Origin of the sequence: Hyphomonas neptunium ATCC 15444 (genome assembly GCF_000013025.1) — a bacterium.
Taxonomy (GTDB): Bacteria; Pseudomonadota; Alphaproteobacteria; order Caulobacterales; family Hyphomonadaceae; genus Hyphomonas; species Hyphomonas neptunia.
On sequence record NC_008358.1, the window covers coordinates 1,402,335 to 1,417,232 of the forward strand.

General features: G+C 62.5%; 16 protein-coding genes. 9 read left to right on the top strand and 7 right to left on the bottom strand.

Annotation, left to right across the window (positions count from 1 at the left end):
- The first annotated feature begins 49 nt into the window (after positions 1 to 49).
- Positions 50 to 952, top strand: coding sequence for a LysR family transcriptional regulator (locus HNE_RS06810; protein ID WP_011646389.1), 903 nt, complete (start codon positions 50 to 52; stop codon positions 950 to 952).
- Positions 953 to 972: 20 nt separating this feature from the next.
- On the opposite strand, the gene HNE_RS06815 is transcribed toward HNE_RS06810, so the two are convergent.
- Positions 973 to 1,503 (bottom strand): dihydrofolate reductase family protein, encoded by a 531-nt coding sequence (locus HNE_RS06815; protein WP_011646390.1) that lies wholly within the window; start codon positions 1,501 to 1,503, stop codon positions 973 to 975.
- 336 nt (positions 1,504 to 1,839) lie between these two features.
- On the opposite strand from HNE_RS06815, the gene HNE_RS06820 reads away from it, so the two are divergent.
- The 3 genes from HNE_RS06820 to HNE_RS06830 all read left to right on the top strand — a co-directional run bounded on the left by HNE_RS06820 (position 1,840) and on the right by HNE_RS06830 (position 6,101).
- Positions 1,840 to 3,216: a glutamate--cysteine ligase gene (locus tag HNE_RS06820; RefSeq protein ID WP_011646391.1), complete on the top strand. Its 1,377-nt coding sequence runs from the start codon at positions 1,840 to 1,842 to the stop codon at positions 3,214 to 3,216.
- A gap of 38 nt (positions 3,217 to 3,254) precedes the next feature.
- The gene (locus HNE_RS06825; protein ID WP_011646392.1) at positions 3,255 to 3,929 is read left to right on the top strand and encodes an SOS response-associated peptidase; all 675 of its coding nucleotides are present in this window, start codon (positions 3,255 to 3,257) and stop codon (positions 3,927 to 3,929) included.
- A 147-nt stretch (positions 3,930 to 4,076) separates the two neighbouring features.
- Positions 4,077 to 6,101 (top strand): peptide MFS transporter, encoded by a 2,025-nt coding sequence (locus tag HNE_RS06830; protein ID WP_011646393.1) that lies wholly within the window; start codon positions 4,077 to 4,079, stop codon positions 6,099 to 6,101.
- An 82-nt stretch (positions 6,102 to 6,183) separates the two neighbouring features.
- On the opposite strand, the gene HNE_RS06835 is transcribed toward HNE_RS06830, so the two are convergent.
- Positions 6,184 to 7,470, bottom strand: a complete 1,287-nt coding sequence (locus HNE_RS06835) for a mechanosensitive ion channel family protein (protein WP_011646394.1) — start codon at positions 7,468 to 7,470, stop codon at positions 6,184 to 6,186.
- 105 nt (positions 7,471 to 7,575) lie between these two features.
- Positions 7,576 to 8,112 (bottom strand): rRNA large subunit pseudouridine synthase E, encoded by a 537-nt coding sequence (locus HNE_RS06840; RefSeq protein ID WP_011646395.1) that lies wholly within the window; start codon positions 8,110 to 8,112, stop codon positions 7,576 to 7,578.
- 200 nt (positions 8,113 to 8,312) lie between these two features.
- On the opposite strand from HNE_RS06840, the gene panD reads away from it, so the two are divergent.
- The gene (gene panD / locus HNE_RS06845; RefSeq protein ID WP_011646396.1) at positions 8,313 to 8,669 is read left to right on the top strand and encodes an aspartate 1-decarboxylase; all 357 of its coding nucleotides are present in this window, start codon (positions 8,313 to 8,315) and stop codon (positions 8,667 to 8,669) included.
- A 30-nt stretch (positions 8,670 to 8,699) separates the two neighbouring features.
- Here the strand turns inward: panD and HNE_RS06850 are convergent, their stop codons facing one another.
- Complete coding sequence (locus HNE_RS06850) at positions 8,700 to 9,080, bottom strand: MerR family transcriptional regulator (protein ID WP_148205832.1); 381 nt, start codon at positions 9,078 to 9,080, stop codon at positions 8,700 to 8,702.
- Positions 9,081 to 9,165: 85 nt separating this feature from the next.
- Here HNE_RS06850 and HNE_RS06855 point away from each other — a divergent pair, with 85 nt between their 5' ends.
- Positions 9,166 to 9,960: a MauE/DoxX family redox-associated membrane protein gene (locus tag HNE_RS06855; RefSeq protein ID WP_011646398.1), complete on the top strand. Its 795-nt coding sequence runs from the start codon at positions 9,166 to 9,168 to the stop codon at positions 9,958 to 9,960.
- A 36-nt stretch (positions 9,961 to 9,996) separates the two neighbouring features.
- Here HNE_RS06855 and HNE_RS06860 read toward each other — a convergent pair whose 3' ends face one another.
- The 3 genes from HNE_RS06860 to lgt all read right to left on the bottom strand — a co-directional run bounded on the left by HNE_RS06860 (position 9,997) and on the right by lgt (position 13,128).
- The gene (locus tag HNE_RS06860; protein WP_011646399.1) at positions 9,997 to 11,001 is read right to left on the bottom strand and encodes an LLM class flavin-dependent oxidoreductase; all 1,005 of its coding nucleotides are present in this window, start codon (positions 10,999 to 11,001) and stop codon (positions 9,997 to 9,999) included.
- Positions 11,002 to 11,122: 121 nt separating this feature from the next.
- Positions 11,123 to 12,169, bottom strand: coding sequence for a class I SAM-dependent methyltransferase (locus HNE_RS06865; protein WP_011646400.1), 1,047 nt, complete (start codon positions 12,167 to 12,169; stop codon positions 11,123 to 11,125).
- On the bottom strand, positions 12,166 to 13,128 hold the full coding sequence (gene lgt / locus HNE_RS06870; RefSeq protein ID WP_233352013.1) for a prolipoprotein diacylglyceryl transferase: 963 nt from the start codon (positions 13,126 to 13,128) through the stop codon (positions 12,166 to 12,168). Before lgt ends, HNE_RS06865 begins: the two co-directional genes overlap by 4 nt.
- A gap of 74 nt (positions 13,129 to 13,202) precedes the next feature.
- Between lgt and HNE_RS06875 the strand changes: the two genes are divergently transcribed.
- The 3 genes from HNE_RS06875 (at position 13,203) to proC (ending at position 14,888) form a co-directional block, all read left to right on the top strand.
- Positions 13,203 to 13,457 (top strand): accessory factor UbiK family protein, encoded by a 255-nt coding sequence (locus HNE_RS06875; RefSeq protein ID WP_011646402.1) that lies wholly within the window; start codon positions 13,203 to 13,205, stop codon positions 13,455 to 13,457.
- A gap of 111 nt (positions 13,458 to 13,568) precedes the next feature.
- The gene (locus HNE_RS06880; RefSeq protein ID WP_011646403.1) at positions 13,569 to 14,072 is read left to right on the top strand and encodes a YbjN domain-containing protein; all 504 of its coding nucleotides are present in this window, start codon (positions 13,569 to 13,571) and stop codon (positions 14,070 to 14,072) included.
- 9 nt (positions 14,073 to 14,081) lie between these two features.
- On the top strand, positions 14,082 to 14,888 hold the full coding sequence (gene proC, locus HNE_RS06885; protein ID WP_011646404.1) for a pyrroline-5-carboxylate reductase: 807 nt from the start codon (positions 14,082 to 14,084) through the stop codon (positions 14,886 to 14,888).
- The last annotated feature ends 10 nt before the right edge of the window (positions 14,889 to 14,898 follow it).

Sequence of the window (14,898 nt, forward strand, 5' to 3'; positions counted from 1 at the left end):
ACGAGGGAAAATACTATTTTAGGTGCTCTGGATGCGAAGGACCTTTGATATGGACGCAAAGACGGGTTCCGCCAGCGACCGGGCCCGGGCGCTGGAAGTATTCGCTGCCATCGCTTCGGAGGGCAGCTTCTCGGCGGCGGGCAGGCGGCTGGATCTCAGCGCTTCGGCCATCAGCCGGACAGTCGACCGGATTGAGGAAAGGCTCGGCGTGCGGCTCATTCTGCGTTCAACGCGGGCTCTGACGCTGACGGCGGAGGGGCAGGCCTATCTGAGCGCGGCAAGGCGGATACTCACCGACCTTGATGAGGCCGAACAGTCCATCGCCGACCAGGGCGCGCCGCGCGGGCGATTGCGTGTCAGCGCGGCGCTGGCGCATGGGCGGCTATGCATTGTGCCCCTGCTGGGACAGTTTTCTGTGTTGTATCCGCACATCCTCGTGGACATCAGCCTGACGGACAATGTTGTTGATATTGCCGCGGGCGAAACGGATGTGGCGATCCGGTTTGGTCCGTTAGCGGACAGTCCACTCATGGCGCGGAAGCTGGGAGAAAGCGGGCGGGTGATCGTAGCCTCGCCGGATTATATTGCCCGGAACGGCGCGCCCGAAATGCCTGAAGACCTTTACCGGCACAATTGCCTGAGTTTCAATTTCAGGCGGGCTGAGCCGGTCTGGCCCTTCCGCAAGGATGGCCGGGACTATGCGCTGAACGTGCGGGGCAGCATCGAGGCCAATAACGGGGAAACGCTGGGCCAGCTCGCCGCCGATGGCATCGGTATTGCGCGCGTTGGTACTTTCAGCGTTGCTGCGGATATGGCGGCCGGAACGCTCGTTCCACTGCTGGAAGGGTATAATCCCGGGGACATTGAAGAAATTCATGCCGTTTTCGCTGGCGGGCCGAACACACCGGCGCGTGTAAGGGCATTTGTGGAGTTCCTGGCGGAACATCTTTAGGCTGTGTGTGGGGATTGGGGCTAGGCCGGAACGTAGGTGAGGCGGATAACTTCGGGGCCGATGCGGTCTGTCGCTGTGAGGCGGAGGCGCGGGCGGGGGCCGGCGAAGTAGGGTGTTCCTTGGCCGAGCACGACAGGGTGGAGGTAGATCCGGTATTCGTCGATGAGGCCGCGTTCCGTGAGGCTGTGGGCGAGCTGCGGGCCTGAGACTTCCATATATCCGTCCAGCCGGGATTTGAGGTCTCGCACGGTCCCCTCGAGATTGTCAGAAACGAGTGTGGCGTTCGGGCCGACCGATTTCAATGTTCCGGACACGACCCATTTCGGCTGTTTGCGCCAGACCTGCGCATATTCGTGCTCGGGAGCGTCCCATCCGGGCTGTTCCTCATCCCAATAGCGCATGACTTCATACATGGTGCGGCCGTAGATCGTGCCCGCCGAAGCGCGCACATCTTCGATGAAATGGCGGAAAAGCTCGGCATCCGGCGCAAAGGCCATGTGGTCGACATAGCCGTCCAGAGACTGGTTGAGGGCGTAGATGAGCTTGGCCATGTGGGGTATCTTTGGACGGTGTGTGTTTCTGCGACTTATCGAAGGGGGGGAGGATTGGAGGTATCGCTTCGCTCAACCAATCCTATAGCTCTTGCTGGTGTAAACAAGGACGCTCCTTATAGACCGGCAACCTGAGCGCGCTGTCAGCTTTCGCCGCCGGAGCCCCGTTGAAACCGACATGTCTTACGGGATTTCCACAGGGAAGGGCGCCGCAGATACGCGCCCATATGAGGAAATAATGACGCGTCTGTTCAAGAATTTGCATTGCCCCGTTGGCGTTGCCCCATTTCGGCCTTATCTCCCCAGCCGGACAAACTGTTTCAGGAGCGCGCCGCGATGACTACGCCAACGAGCGACATCGACGAAGCCTCGCCGCGAATCTCCGGCAAGCACGAACTGGTCGAGTATCTGGAAGGGGGCTCAAAGCCCGCCAGCGACTGGGCCATTGGCACCGAACACGAGAAGTTCGGCTTCATCTGGGACGGCCTCAAGCCGCTTCCCTATGAGGGGCCGGCCTCGATTCTGGCGATGCTGGAGGGGTTGCGCGACCGGTTTGCCTGGGAGCCCATTCTTGAGGGCGGCTATCTGATCGGCCTGAAGAAGGACGGCGCCAGCGTCAGCCTTGAGCCTGGCGGGCAGTTTGAGCTGTCCGGCGCGCCGCTGAAATCCATCCATGAGACCTGCGTGGAAGTGGGCCGCCACCTGACCGAGGTGCGCGAGATTGCCGAGCCGCTGGGCATCGGGTTCATCGGTCTGGGCGCCAGCCCGATCTGGAGCATGGCCGACACGCCGGTGATGCCCAAGGGCCGCTACAAGATCATGACCGCCTATATGGACAAGGTGGGGCGCCTTGGCCGGCAGATGATGTTCCGCACGTCTACCGTGCAGGCAAACCTCGATTTCGGCTCGGAAGCCGACATGGTGCAGAAATTCCGCGTGTCGCTGGCGTTGCAGCCGCTGGGCACGGCGCTGTTTGCCAACTCGCCCTTCCTGGAAGGCCGCCCGAACGGGTTCCTCTCCTATCGCTCGCATATCTGGACCGACCTTGACCCCGACCGGACGGGCATGTTGCCCTTCGTGTTCGAGGACGGGTTCGGCTTTGAGCGCTATGTCGATTACGCACTGGATGTGCCGATGTATTTCGTGCGCCGGGGCGGGAAATATCTTGACGCTTCGGGCCTGAGCTTCCGGGATTTCATGGAGGGCAAACTGCCCATCCTGCCGGGTGAGCGGCCGGCGATGGACGATTTTGTCGATCACCTCTCGACGATTTTCCCGGAAGTGCGCCTGAAGCGCTTCCTGGAAATGCGCGGCTCTGATTCCGGGCCGTGGGACCGGCTGTGCGCGTTCTCGGCGTTCTGGACCGGGATTTTCTATTCCCAGTCTTCGCTGGATGCGGCTTGGGATCTGGTGAAGGGCTGGAGCGCGGCAGAGCGCGAAGCGATGCGCCAGTCAGTGCGCACGCTGGGCCTCAGGACGCCGATCCCTGGCGGGCGGACGATGCAGGACCTTGCCAAGGACGTGCTGGCGATCAGCCGGGCGGGCCTGAAGGGGCGCGTGATTTCGTCGGCGGGCGACGATGAGACGGGCTTCCTGACCGAAATGGACCAGATTGCCACCTCCGGCGTCACACCGGCGGAGCGCCTGTTGCAGCGCTATTACGGGCCGTGGGACCGGGATGTGCGCAAGGTGTTTGCCGAAGAGGCGTATTGAGGCTGGCGCGGGCATCTCGCCCTCGCTAGCGTGACGCCATGTGCGGACGATTTTTCCGGGAAGGCGTGACCTGGGGCGAGTATTATACCTGGCTCAACATCATGGAAATTCAGGGTGTGGAGCCGCCCGAAGCCCACTGGAATGTTGCGCCGACGACGATCCAGCCGATCATTCGCCTGAACCATGACAAGTCTGCGCGCGAGATGGCGCCCGCCCGGTGGGGGCTGGTGCCGAGCTGGTGGACCAAGCCGCTTAAAGAGTGGCGGGCCCTTTCGATCAATGCGCGGGCTGAAGAGGTGGCGGAGAAGCCGACCTTTCGCGGTGCTTACCGGCACAAGCGCTGCCTGGTGCCGGTGTCGGGCTATTATGAATGGTCGGTGCAGGGGAAGAGTAAGACGCCGTTTGCGTTCCGCCTGCGCAACCGGCGGCTGTTCTGCCTGGCGGGTCTCTGGGACGCGGCGCTGATCGATGGCTCGGAAATCCAGAGCTTCACGATCCTCACTACCAAGCCCAATGACTTCACGGCTGGCATTCATGACCGGATGCCGGTGATCCTGCGGCCGGAAGATTATGACCGGTGGCTGGACCCGGCCTCGGGCGATCCGTCCGGCCTGTTCGAGCCCTTTCCCAACGAGGATATGGATGCCTGGCCGATTGGGCCGGCGGTGGGCAAGGTCAGCAATAATTACCCCGGATTGCTCGACGAGGTGTGAGGCATTGCCCCTGAAGCGCCGGGGCGGGGCATGACCGCATTGCCGGCGCCGCTGGCCTAACGGCAGAAACTGCCTTGAGCGCCCGCCCTCCCCGTGGTCAAACCTTTGACATAATTCAGCGCGCTGGGGAGCATTTACGTGACAGACATGACAGCACCGCCTTCGGAAAAGAGCTTTCTGGGCCATCCGCGAGGCCTGGTAATCTGCTTCCTCACCGAGATGTGGGAGCGGTTTTCGTATTACGGGATGCGCGGCCTGCTGCTGCTTTACCTGACGCAGCACTTCCTGTTTTCGGATGAGCGATCGAATGTGATCTATGGCGCCTACATTGCGCTGGTTTACATCATGTCGATTGTCGGCGGCGTGCTCTCTGACAAATATCTGGGCCAGCGCAAGGCGGTGACCTTTGGCGCGATCCTGCTGGTGCTCGGCCATTTCGGGATGGCGTTTGAGGGCAGCGGATCGCGCGAAACGATCATCACCGAAAGCGGCAATTACCTCGTCGAGGCCGAAGGGCGCGACAATCGCCGGCAGCTGTTCATCGACTATGAAGGCGAGCCGCGCCGGCTGATTTTTGACTCCACACAATTTGCGACGCTGGGCGATGACCGCATCCTGCCGATCAATGAGGCAGGCGTGGGTGACTATGAAATCCAGCGCGAAACGCGCGGGTTTATTCAGAATGTCTGCGCGCTTGTCGGGCTTGGCTGCGCCGGGCCGGAGCCGACCACGACGCTGATCCTCAATGGCGAAGCGTTTCCGGTTGAGGAAACCCGTGACGGCATGATGGTCGACCGTAACGGCCAGATGCTGCCGCTTGTGGAAAGCAGCGAGACCGACATTCTCGTGCTGGGTGACGCAACGACGGAAGGCGCGCCTGACATCTCCGCGCCGGTGGCGACCTTTGCCGATGGTGCCTACTCGACGCAGGTTGAGCAGGAGATGCTGTATGTGAACATCCTCTACATCTCGCTGGCGTTGATCATTGCAGGCGTCGGCTTCCTGAAGCCGAACATTTCGACCATCGTGGGTGATCTGTACCCTGAAGGGGACCCGCGGCGGGATGGCGGGTTCACGCTGTTCTATATGGGGATCAATCTCGGCTCGTTCCTGGCGACGTGGACGTGCGGTATTCTGGGCATTGTTTATGGCTGGGCCTGGGGCTTTGGCGCGGCGGGCGTCGGCATGCTGCTCGGCCTGGTCGTGTTCCACTACGGCCAGCATTGGCTGGACGGGAAGGCGGAGCCGCCATCGCGCGAGAAGCTGCGCGAGAAGGTGTTCGGGCTGATTACGGTCGAGACCGCGTGCTACGCTTCGGCGCTGGGCATCATTGCGGTGTCGATTGCGCTGCTGATGAATGCCGGGATTGTCGACACGCTGGCGATGATCACCGGCATCGGGATGTTCGTCGTGCTGATCGGATATTCGTTCCTGCGCCTCAAGGGCGCGGCGCGGACGCGGATGTGGGCGGCGGTATATTTTGCCATCGCGCAGATCCCGTTCTGGTCCCTGTTCGAGCAGGCCGGTTCCTCGCTGACACTGGTGACGAGCCGCCTGGTGAACACCAACATGTTCGGCTGGAACGTGCCGACGCCGGTGTTCCAGTCGCTGAATGCGGGCTTCATCTTCCTGTTTGCGCCGCTCGTGGCGTGGCTGTGGCTGGCGCTGGCCAGGCGGGGCTGGGAGCCTTCAACGCCCGTGAAGTTTGCCATCGGCGTGTTCGGGGCGGGGCTTGGCTATCTTGTGCTGGTGGGCGGCATGTCGAGCGTTGGCGCCGCGGCGCTGACGCCGGTGTTCTTCATCTTCGCCATCTACTGGATCCACACGATGGCGGAGCTGATGCTCTCGCCGGTTGGCCTGTCGGCGATGACGAAGCTGGCACCGGCCTCGCTGGTCGGCCTCTTCATGGCAGCCTGGTTTGTCTATTCGGGCCTGGGGAATGCGATGTCCGGCGTTATTGCGGCCGCTGCCGGTGCAGAAACCGTTGGTGGGCAGATTGTCGATGTGGCCGGGGCCAAGGCGAACTACATCCAGGTGTTCTCGTCCATCGGCTATATCGGCATGATCATCGGCTTCCTGATGCTGCTGGTGGCGCCGATCGTGAAACGCTGGATGGCCGAAGCGCAGATCGAGGAGCGCCCGCTGAGCACTGACTCCGTTGGGCATAACTGAAACCCGGTAAAAAGACGGCCTCAAATGAAACGGGGCGCTCCTGTGGGGCGCCCCGCTTTATTTCGTCCGGGAGGGGACAAAGTTATTCCTCGCCTTCTCCACGTTCTGAGTCTGAAGAAGCTTCGTCGCTCGTGGAGCCCTGCGCGCCGACTTTCCGATTGTCCGGGCCGGGGACGCGTTTGACCGGCGCCTTGTCGTCGGGTGGCGCCATGATCTCCGGCGGGTCGGACTGATCCATGTAGATCGTCTGGCTCGGGAAGGCGAAAGCTGCCCCGTTGCGCTCGATGATGTCCATGACGATGTAGGCGAACTCCTCCTTGATCTTCAGCCATTCGCCCCAGTTGGTGGTCTTGGTGAAGGTGTAGATGAGGAGGTCGATGGAGCTGGCATTGAACGCATCGACGCGCACGAAGAGGGCGACTTCCGGCGGCTTGGCGATGCGGTCGTCCTGCATCAGCCAGTCTTCGATTTCCTGGCGGATGGCTTTGAGCTGTTCCACCGTGGTCGAGTATTCCACGCCAACGGCCCATTTGATCCGGCGGTGGGTCATGCGCGTGAAGTTGGTGACGGCGGCGTCGGCGAGTTTGGAGTTGGGCACATAGACCGGGCTCTGATCGAAGCGGCGCACGAGGGTGGAGCGAAAGTTGATCCGCACGACAGTGCCTTCGACCACATCGTCCACAAGAATCCATTCGCCCGGCACGAAACGCTTTTCCCCGATGATCAGCAGGCCGGAGATCAGGTTGCGGAAGAGATCCTGCGCGCCGAGACCGACCGCGATGCCGAAGACGCCAAGACCGGCTAGCAGCGGCGCAACCGCGATGCCCCATTGCTGGGCCACCGCGCCAAGGCCAAGCGCGACCAGGATGAATTGCAGCGCCTTGATCATCCAGTCCACAGCCGGGCCGGAGAGGGAACGCTTCACATCCGACATCACATATTCCAGCATCCGCGTGGCGCGCGAGAGCGACCAGAAGATCGTCAGTGTAACGACTGACTGGATAATGCGGCTGGCATAAAGCTCCACGGCCGGATCGACATCCAGAACCTGGATGGAGGCATAAATGCCCGCGACGACCGGAATGATCTTGAGCGGTGTGGCGATGGCCTTGACCAGCGCGTCATCAATCTGTGTGGTGGAGCCGGCCGCCCAGCGGGTGACCCAGACGACCAGCGTGCGCGCGAAGAGGCCACGTATGAGGATCGCGACGCCCATGATGAGGACAACCATGATGATCTGCCCGAAGGTCAGCCCGTAAGCGCCCTCGTTCCAGATGCTGCCGATATAGTCGGTCGCATCACTGGCCCAGCGGGGCGCGTTGCGCTCCCACCAGGTTTCAAGTTCACTCATCACGGGAGGCGCCGCCATCATCAGTCCCCTTGTCTGGTTTCAGTTGCCTGAGGTGGCACCTAGGCCGGGTGGGCCGCGATGTTAACCGGCGAGGCTGTAAATTTTTGAATTTTTCGGGAATCTTCAGGCTTTGCGCCAGGCTCCGGGCGGAAGATTTTCGAGGTCCCAATCTCCAATCCGTAGGCGGATCAGACGCAGCGTCGGGTGGCCCGCGGCCGCCGTCATGCGGCGCACCTGACGGTTGCGCCCTTCGGTGATGGTGAGTTCGATCCACGTGTCGGGCACGGATTTGCGGTAGCGGATCGGCGGATCGCGCGGCCAGAGGTTTTCGGGTTCTGCGGCGAGGCGCGCCGTGGCCGGGCGGGTGCGACCGTCTTTGAGGTCCACGCCCTTGCGCAGCGCCTGGAGAGCTTCCTCTGACGGTATCCCTTCGACCTGGGCAAGGTAGGTCTTCGGGATTTTGTGTTTCGGATCGGCGATGCGGGCCTGTTCGCGGCCATCATCGGTGAGGATGAGGAGGCCCTCGCTGTCAAAGTCCAGCCGGCCGGCGGGATAGACGCCGGGAAGGGCGATAAACTCCTTGAGCGTGCGCTTGCCGCTGCCCTCATCGGTGAACTGGCTGAGGACGCCATAGGGCTTGTTGAACAGGATGAGGGTCATGAGCGCCCCTTTGCCTTGCCCGGTGGCGGGCCGTAAAGCCCTGCGAGCGCGCGATCATGCAGAATTGGTAACGCTCATGTTTACATACCGCGCCTTTACGGCCCGCATATTGCAATGCAATAAGCCCTTGCTCCGCTGTGGGGCGACCCCATATTCTCGTCGTGAGCAAAAGTGCTCACGGTGTTCTGGAGACCCGGTCCTTGATCCTCAGCATGCTCAAAGCCAAGCTTCACGGCGCAACTGTCACCCAGTGTGACCTGCATTATGAAGGCTCTGTGTCCATCGACCAGGACCTGCTCGATGCGTCCGGTATCCTGCCGCATGAGAAGGTGGATATCTGGAACGTGACCAATGGCGCGCGCATCCAGACCTATGCTCTGGAAGCCCCCCGTGGCTCCCGCACCATTGGCGTCAATGGCGCGGCGGCCCGCCACTTCGCCGTGGGCGACACGGTGATCATCGCGGCGTTCTGCGGCGTGGAAGCGGAAAAAGCCCGCCAGCATGCGCCGACCGTGGTGCTGCTCGGCGAAGGCAACGAGATCAAGCGCGCCTCCTGATTGCGCTGCCATTCCGGCTGATCTGTTTCGTCAGACTTCAAACGCGTCCAGGATCGGGCAGGAGCCGGACTTACCCGCAGCGCATTCTGTTGCCAGCCTCTGGAGGCTTTGTTTGGCGCGCTGAAGCTCGGCGATCTGTTCGTCGAGCTTCGTCAGGCGCGTTTCTGCCATTTCCCGCGCGCGATGATGATCGTGGCCGGAATCCAGTTCGATCAATTCCCTGATTTCTTCCAGCGTGAAACCGGCGTGCTGCGCCTTCCGGATAAAGCGGAGGCGGCGAACATCTTCAGTGTCATAACGGCGGATGCCGCCGTCCCGCGAAGGCGTACCGAGCAGGTTCCGGCGTTGATAGAAGCGGACGGTTTCGACGCCGACACCGCCGGCCTGGGCAAGTTTTCCGATGGTCAGCATCTTTTCCTCTTGATTCCGTACTATGGTACGGAACCTATATGTAAGCCGACCTGCTCCGCGACAAGGAAGAAAAGGAGGCACGCAAATGCCGGAACGTTCTGAAAAACTGGAAACCGTGAAAACGGCGCACCTCTACCTGATGATTATGCCGGGACACACATGCCCCTATGGGCTGAAGGCAAAGGATCTGCTGAAGCGGTCTGGATACGCGGTTGAAGATCATCCGCTCACATCCCGGGATGAGGTGGACGCCTTCAAGGCAAAACATGAGGTTGAAACCACGCCGCAGATATTCATCGGCGGTGAGCGCGTCGGTGGCCATGATGACCTGCGCCGGTTTCTCGGCAAACGGGTGGTTGATCCCAAGGCGCCCAGTTACCGGCCCGTCATCGCCTTATTCAGTATCACACTGCTGATGGCGCTTGCCGCGAGCTTTGCCGTCTACGGAACACCTCTTACAGTTCGGGCCGCCGAATGGTTCATTGCCTTCAGCATGGCGATACTTGCTTTGCTGAAGCTGCAGAACGTCGAGAGTTTTGCGACGATGTTCCTGAACTATGATCTGCTGGCCAAGCGCTGGGTGCGGTATTCCTACATCTATCCCTTTGCCGAAGGGCTCGCCGGTATACTGATGATCGCCGGCGCTTTAACGTGGCTGTCTGTTCCCGTGGCGTTGTTCATCGGAACGGTGGGTGCAGTCTCTATTATCAAGGCGGTCTATATCGACCGGCGTGAGCTCAAATGCGCCTGTGTGGGCGGGGGCAGTAACGTGCCGCTCGGTTTCGTTTCGTTGACCGAGAACCTGATGATGATCGCCATGGCGGTCTGGATGGCGCTGGGCGCGTTCGGTCTGCTGCCCGGTTGGGCGCATAGCATGTAGCGCCGCACTATTAGTCTGCTGGTAGGCTTGCAGCGCTCAGTAAGCGGGCGCTGCAACCTTCTTCCCGAGAACTTCCGCAATGATCTCGATCGAGCGGCGGCGCTTCTCGGGGTCGTACATATCCGACACGATCATCAGCTCATCGGCATGGGTCCGCTCCAGCAGCGCGTCGACGCCGCGGCGGACGGTGTCGTGGGCGCCGATGATGCTGAAGTTCAGCATGGCGGAGGCCTGGGCGCGTTCCTGCGGGGTCCAGTAGGTGTCGATGTCGTCTATGGGCGGCTGGGTCAGTTTGCGCTGGCCGCGCACGAGATTGGCGAAGGACATCTGCTGGGACGTTGCGAGGTAGCGGGCTTCCTCGTCCGTTTCGGCGGCGATGATGTTCACACCAATGAGGGCATAGGGCTTGGCCATCTTCTCGTTCGGCTTGAAGCGCGAGCGATAGGTGGAGAGGGCCTGATCGAGCGCCTGCGGGGCGAAGTGGGAGGCGAAGCCATAGGGCAGGCCAAGCTCTGCGGCGAGCTGGGCGCCGAAGAGGCTGGAGCCGAGAATCCAGATCGGGACGTTGGAATTGGAGCCGGGCACGGCTTCGATGCGCTGGCCTTCATTGACCGGACCAAGCCACATCTGCAGCTCCACCACATCCTGCGGGAAGCGTTCGGCTTCCTCGGGATGCACGCGCAGGGCGCGCAGGGTCATCTGGTCCGTGCCGGGGGCGCGGCCGAGGCCCAGGTCGATCCGTCCGGGATAGAGCGCGTCGAGCGTGCCGAACTGTTCGGCGATGATATAGGGCGCGTGATTGGGCAGCATGATGCCGCCGGCGCCGACGCGGATGGTCTTTGTGCCGGCCGCAATATGGCTGATGACGAGGGATGTGGCCGCCGTGGTAACGGTGGGCATGTTATGATGCTCGGCGACCCAGAAGCGCTTGTAGCCAAGGCTTTCGGCATGCTGGGCGAGGCGGCGGGCTTCGTTGAGGGCGTCGGTGCGGGTGAAGCCTTCGCGGACACGGCCGAGTTCGAGAATTGAGAGTTCGGCCATGGTTTTATCCTTTGATCGGGCTGGCTTCAGCCCTCCCTAGATGGGCACGCGGCGCCTTTTGCCAACCTGCGGCAGCGGTAAAGGGCCGGTTTAGCTCACCTGTCTTCAGCCGCTGAGACTGTCAGAAACCCGCCGGTTTCGGCAATCCCGCCGACGACAGGCAGATCGCCTTGAACCGTTCGCCCATCTGCTGGGGGTCAATCAGGCGCTGGGCGGCATTGTAGAGCGCTTCGGCTTCGTCCGGATTGGCCTGGATCAGCTGGTTCAGGCGGGCCTGCGCGCCGAGGCCCAGCAGGAACATGCCCTGCGGCGTGGGGCCGGAGACATCGAGGCCGATTGTGGCTGCAATCCGGGCGAAGCGGCCGAAATCGACGTCTACGGTCAGATCGCTCGCGCCAGGGGTTTCCATGGGCGAGACCTGCTGGCCTTCGCGATAGGCGCGCAGCGTGTCGCCGGGCGCGCGGTCGACCGGGCCATAATCAACGAAAAGGGCGCGGAAAGGATCTGTGCGGGAGACCAGATCGGCAATGATCAGATCCAGCCCGGATTGTACCTCGACGACATCGCCGGTCAGCGCCGTGCCCATGGGCGGGCGCGGCTCGTCGGCGGCGAGGCCCATGATGAGGCGGCGTTCGGGAGAGAGCCCGATGACGCATTCGCGCCATTGATCCCCATCGCGGCGGAACTGGCGGGCGGGCAGGCAGTCGAGATATTCGTTCGCCACAAGCAGCATCGGCCCGGCGGGCACATCGCTGAGCTGGGCGGCAAATTGCGGCTTGAAGCGTTGGAGGCGTTCGGTTTGCAGAAGGCGCAGGGCGGGGCTTGGCTCAATCAGCGTCAGCTGCAAAGCGCTGAGGAAGGCATCGCCACCGGCCAGCGCGGCGATCTTCAGCGCGTCATGCATCAGCAGGGCGCGGCCCGGGCCGATTTCGACGAGGTGGAAGGGCGAAGGCGCGCCCATCGCGCGCCACTCATGCACGATCCAGAGGCCGATCATTTCGCCGAAGATCTGGCTGGTTTCGGGCGCGGTTGTGAAGTCCCGGCCAATACCGGGACGGGCGGCATAATAGCCCTCTTTCGGGTCGTGCAGGGCGATCTGCATATAGGCCGAAAGCGGGATTGGGCCTTCGGTCTCGATCAGGCGTATCAGCCGGTCTTCCAGGCTCATTGTTGCGGGGTGCCCACCGGCGGCTTGCGCAGCGCGTTCCAGATGAGCCAGGCGCCGCCGAGCCACATGGGCGTGGAGAGAATCATGCCCATGGTCAGCCATTCCGGCAGACCATTCACGAACGCGTCGGGTTCCCGGAAATGCTCGGCGACCGAGCGGCCGAAGCCATAGAACAGGAGGAAGATACCGGCCACGAGACCGGGGCGTTTCAGCGCGCCGAACTTCCAGATGAGGACCGACAGGACCAGCAGCGGCAGCCAGCCTTCGAGCACCGATTCGTAAAGCTGGCTGGGATGGCGCGCGAGTTCGTCGCCGCGATACACCCAGTCACCTGTTTCCCAGTTATAGGCGGGCGGGGTGGAGCCGGGCACGTAGCCTTCGGGGAACACCATGCCGACGGAGGCGTCTGTCGGGCGGCCGTAGAGTTCGGCATTGGTGAAGTTGGCGATGCGCACGAGGCCGATGCCGATGGGGGCGGTCACGCCGGCGATGTCGCCTACGGATAGCAGGTTCACACCGCGCTTGGCTGCAAACCACCAGAGCACGACCGCGACGCCCAGAATGCCGCCATGGAAGGCCATGCCGCCATCCCATATGCGCAGCACCGTCATCGGATCGGAGACCAGAACGTCCATCTGGTAGGGCACCATATAGAACAGGATGTAGCCGAAGCGCCCGCCCAGGATGATGCCGATGATGATCCAGAACATCAGATCATCGAGGCTGTCCTTGGTCAGCGGCGCGGCGCCGCCGAACAGTTCGGGCCGCTTGAGCAGCTGGTTGGCATACGCCCAGGCCAGGCCGATGCCGGCGATGTAGCCGAGCGCATACCAGCGCAGATGAAACGTGCCGAGACCAATGAAGCTGAAATCGAGGGAAACGAGCGCGGGGCTCCATTCGGGGAATTTCAGAGCGGTCTGACCCATGAAAATCGTCAGTGCGGCGAGCAGTTCGGTCATGCGGCGTCTTTTCCCTGTCTGGCCGGCACCCTATCTGATAGGCCACCAGCTTACCCGGGCGAAGGAGTAGCCGCATGGCCAGCACAAATCCACTGCTTGATGACATTGCAGGCCTGATGACGGGCGCCCTCGGCGCCGCGCGCGCTGCCGGCGAAGAAGCCAGGACCGCCGCGCAGGCCCGCGTGCGCGCTCTGATTGCCGATATGGACCTTGCAGGGCGCGACGAAGTTGAAGCCCTGAAGGCGATTGCAACAGCGGCGCTGGACCGTGTGGATGCCCTCGAGGCGCGAATTGCTGCCCTTGAAGCGGCAAAATCCACTGAAAGCTGACCGTTAACTGCTTATGAACTTTGACATCCCCGGTACGCCCGGCGTTGAGTGCGGTTGGATTTGTGGTGCGAATCCGGCAGCTTATGCAAATCTCAACGCGGAGGCCCGCCCATGAGCCTGGAACTTAGCCGCAGCGACCTGCTGGCAATTGACCCCCTAGATGTCGTGGAAGACGTGCTGGAAGCCGCTGGCTGGCCAGCCGAACGCGACGAAGAAGGCACGCTTCAAGTGGTCGCCGAAACCCGCTGGGGAGATATGGGCGCGCTGTTTGCGCACCGTCCCGAGCCCGCCGCCGTGCATTTCTCGATGACGCTGGACGTGAAACCGCAGGACGGCAAACGCGCGCTGATCAACGAACTCGTGATCCTCGCCAATGAGCGCCTCTGGATCGGGCATTTCGATTTCTGGGCGGATGATGGCGTGATCGTGTTCCGCTACACTTTCCCGCTGGAAGGCCGCGAAGAGCTGACCGAGGGCGAAGTGAGCGCGGTTCTGGCCGCCTCCATCAGCGCCGCCGACCGGTTTATCCCGGCGTTCAATTTCCTTGTCTGGGCTGGCAAGTCTCCGCGCGATGCGATCGACGCGGTGATGTTTGAAACCCACGGCGAAGCCTGAGCTGACCCGATGAAGCCAGCAGCGTCCCTGACCCTTGTCGGCGCGGGCCGAATGGGCTCCGCGCTGCTGCATGGCTGGCTGAAGGGTCCCGAGCGCGAAATTTCGGTGATTGAACCTTCGCCGCGTCCCGAGATACGGGCGTTGGCGGAGGAGGGGCGTATCCAGCTCAATCCGGCGCCGTCTGAAAGCAGCATCATTGTGCTGGCGGTAAAGCCTCAGCAGTTTGCGGCGGTCTCCGAGCAGGCCAAAGCCTTCGTCGGCCCTAAATCGGTTGCCATCTCGATCATGGCGGGTGTGCGCCTGGCGCAGCTTTCGCGGCGGCTCGGCACGGAGCGGGTGATCCGCTCCATGCCGAACACGCCCGGCGCTATCGGGCAGGGCGTTACCGTTTTCACCGCGCCCGAAGGGGCCAAGCGCACCGATCTGTCTGCCGCGCGCGAGCTGCTCGCGCCGCTGGGCGAGGTGCATGGGCCGGTGGACGAGGCCATGATGTCGGCGGTCACGGCGCTGTCGGGCTCTGGCCCGGCTTATATTTTCCTGTTGGCCGAGGTGATGGCGGAAGCCGGCGTGGCGCAGGGCCTGCCGCGCGATCTTGCGCTTAGTCTCGCCCGGCGCACTGTCGAAGGCGCCGCCGCCCTGATGGGCGAGAGTGGCGACAGCCCCGAAGCGCTTCGCAAAGCCGTGACTTCACCCGGCGGAACCACCCAGGCGGCACTTGACATCCTTATGGACACGGGTGGGATGCCCGCCTTGTTCAGGAACGCTCTCAGCGCCGCTGCCAACCGCGACCGGCAGCTGTCCCAAGAGGCGGACTGACCTCACAGGA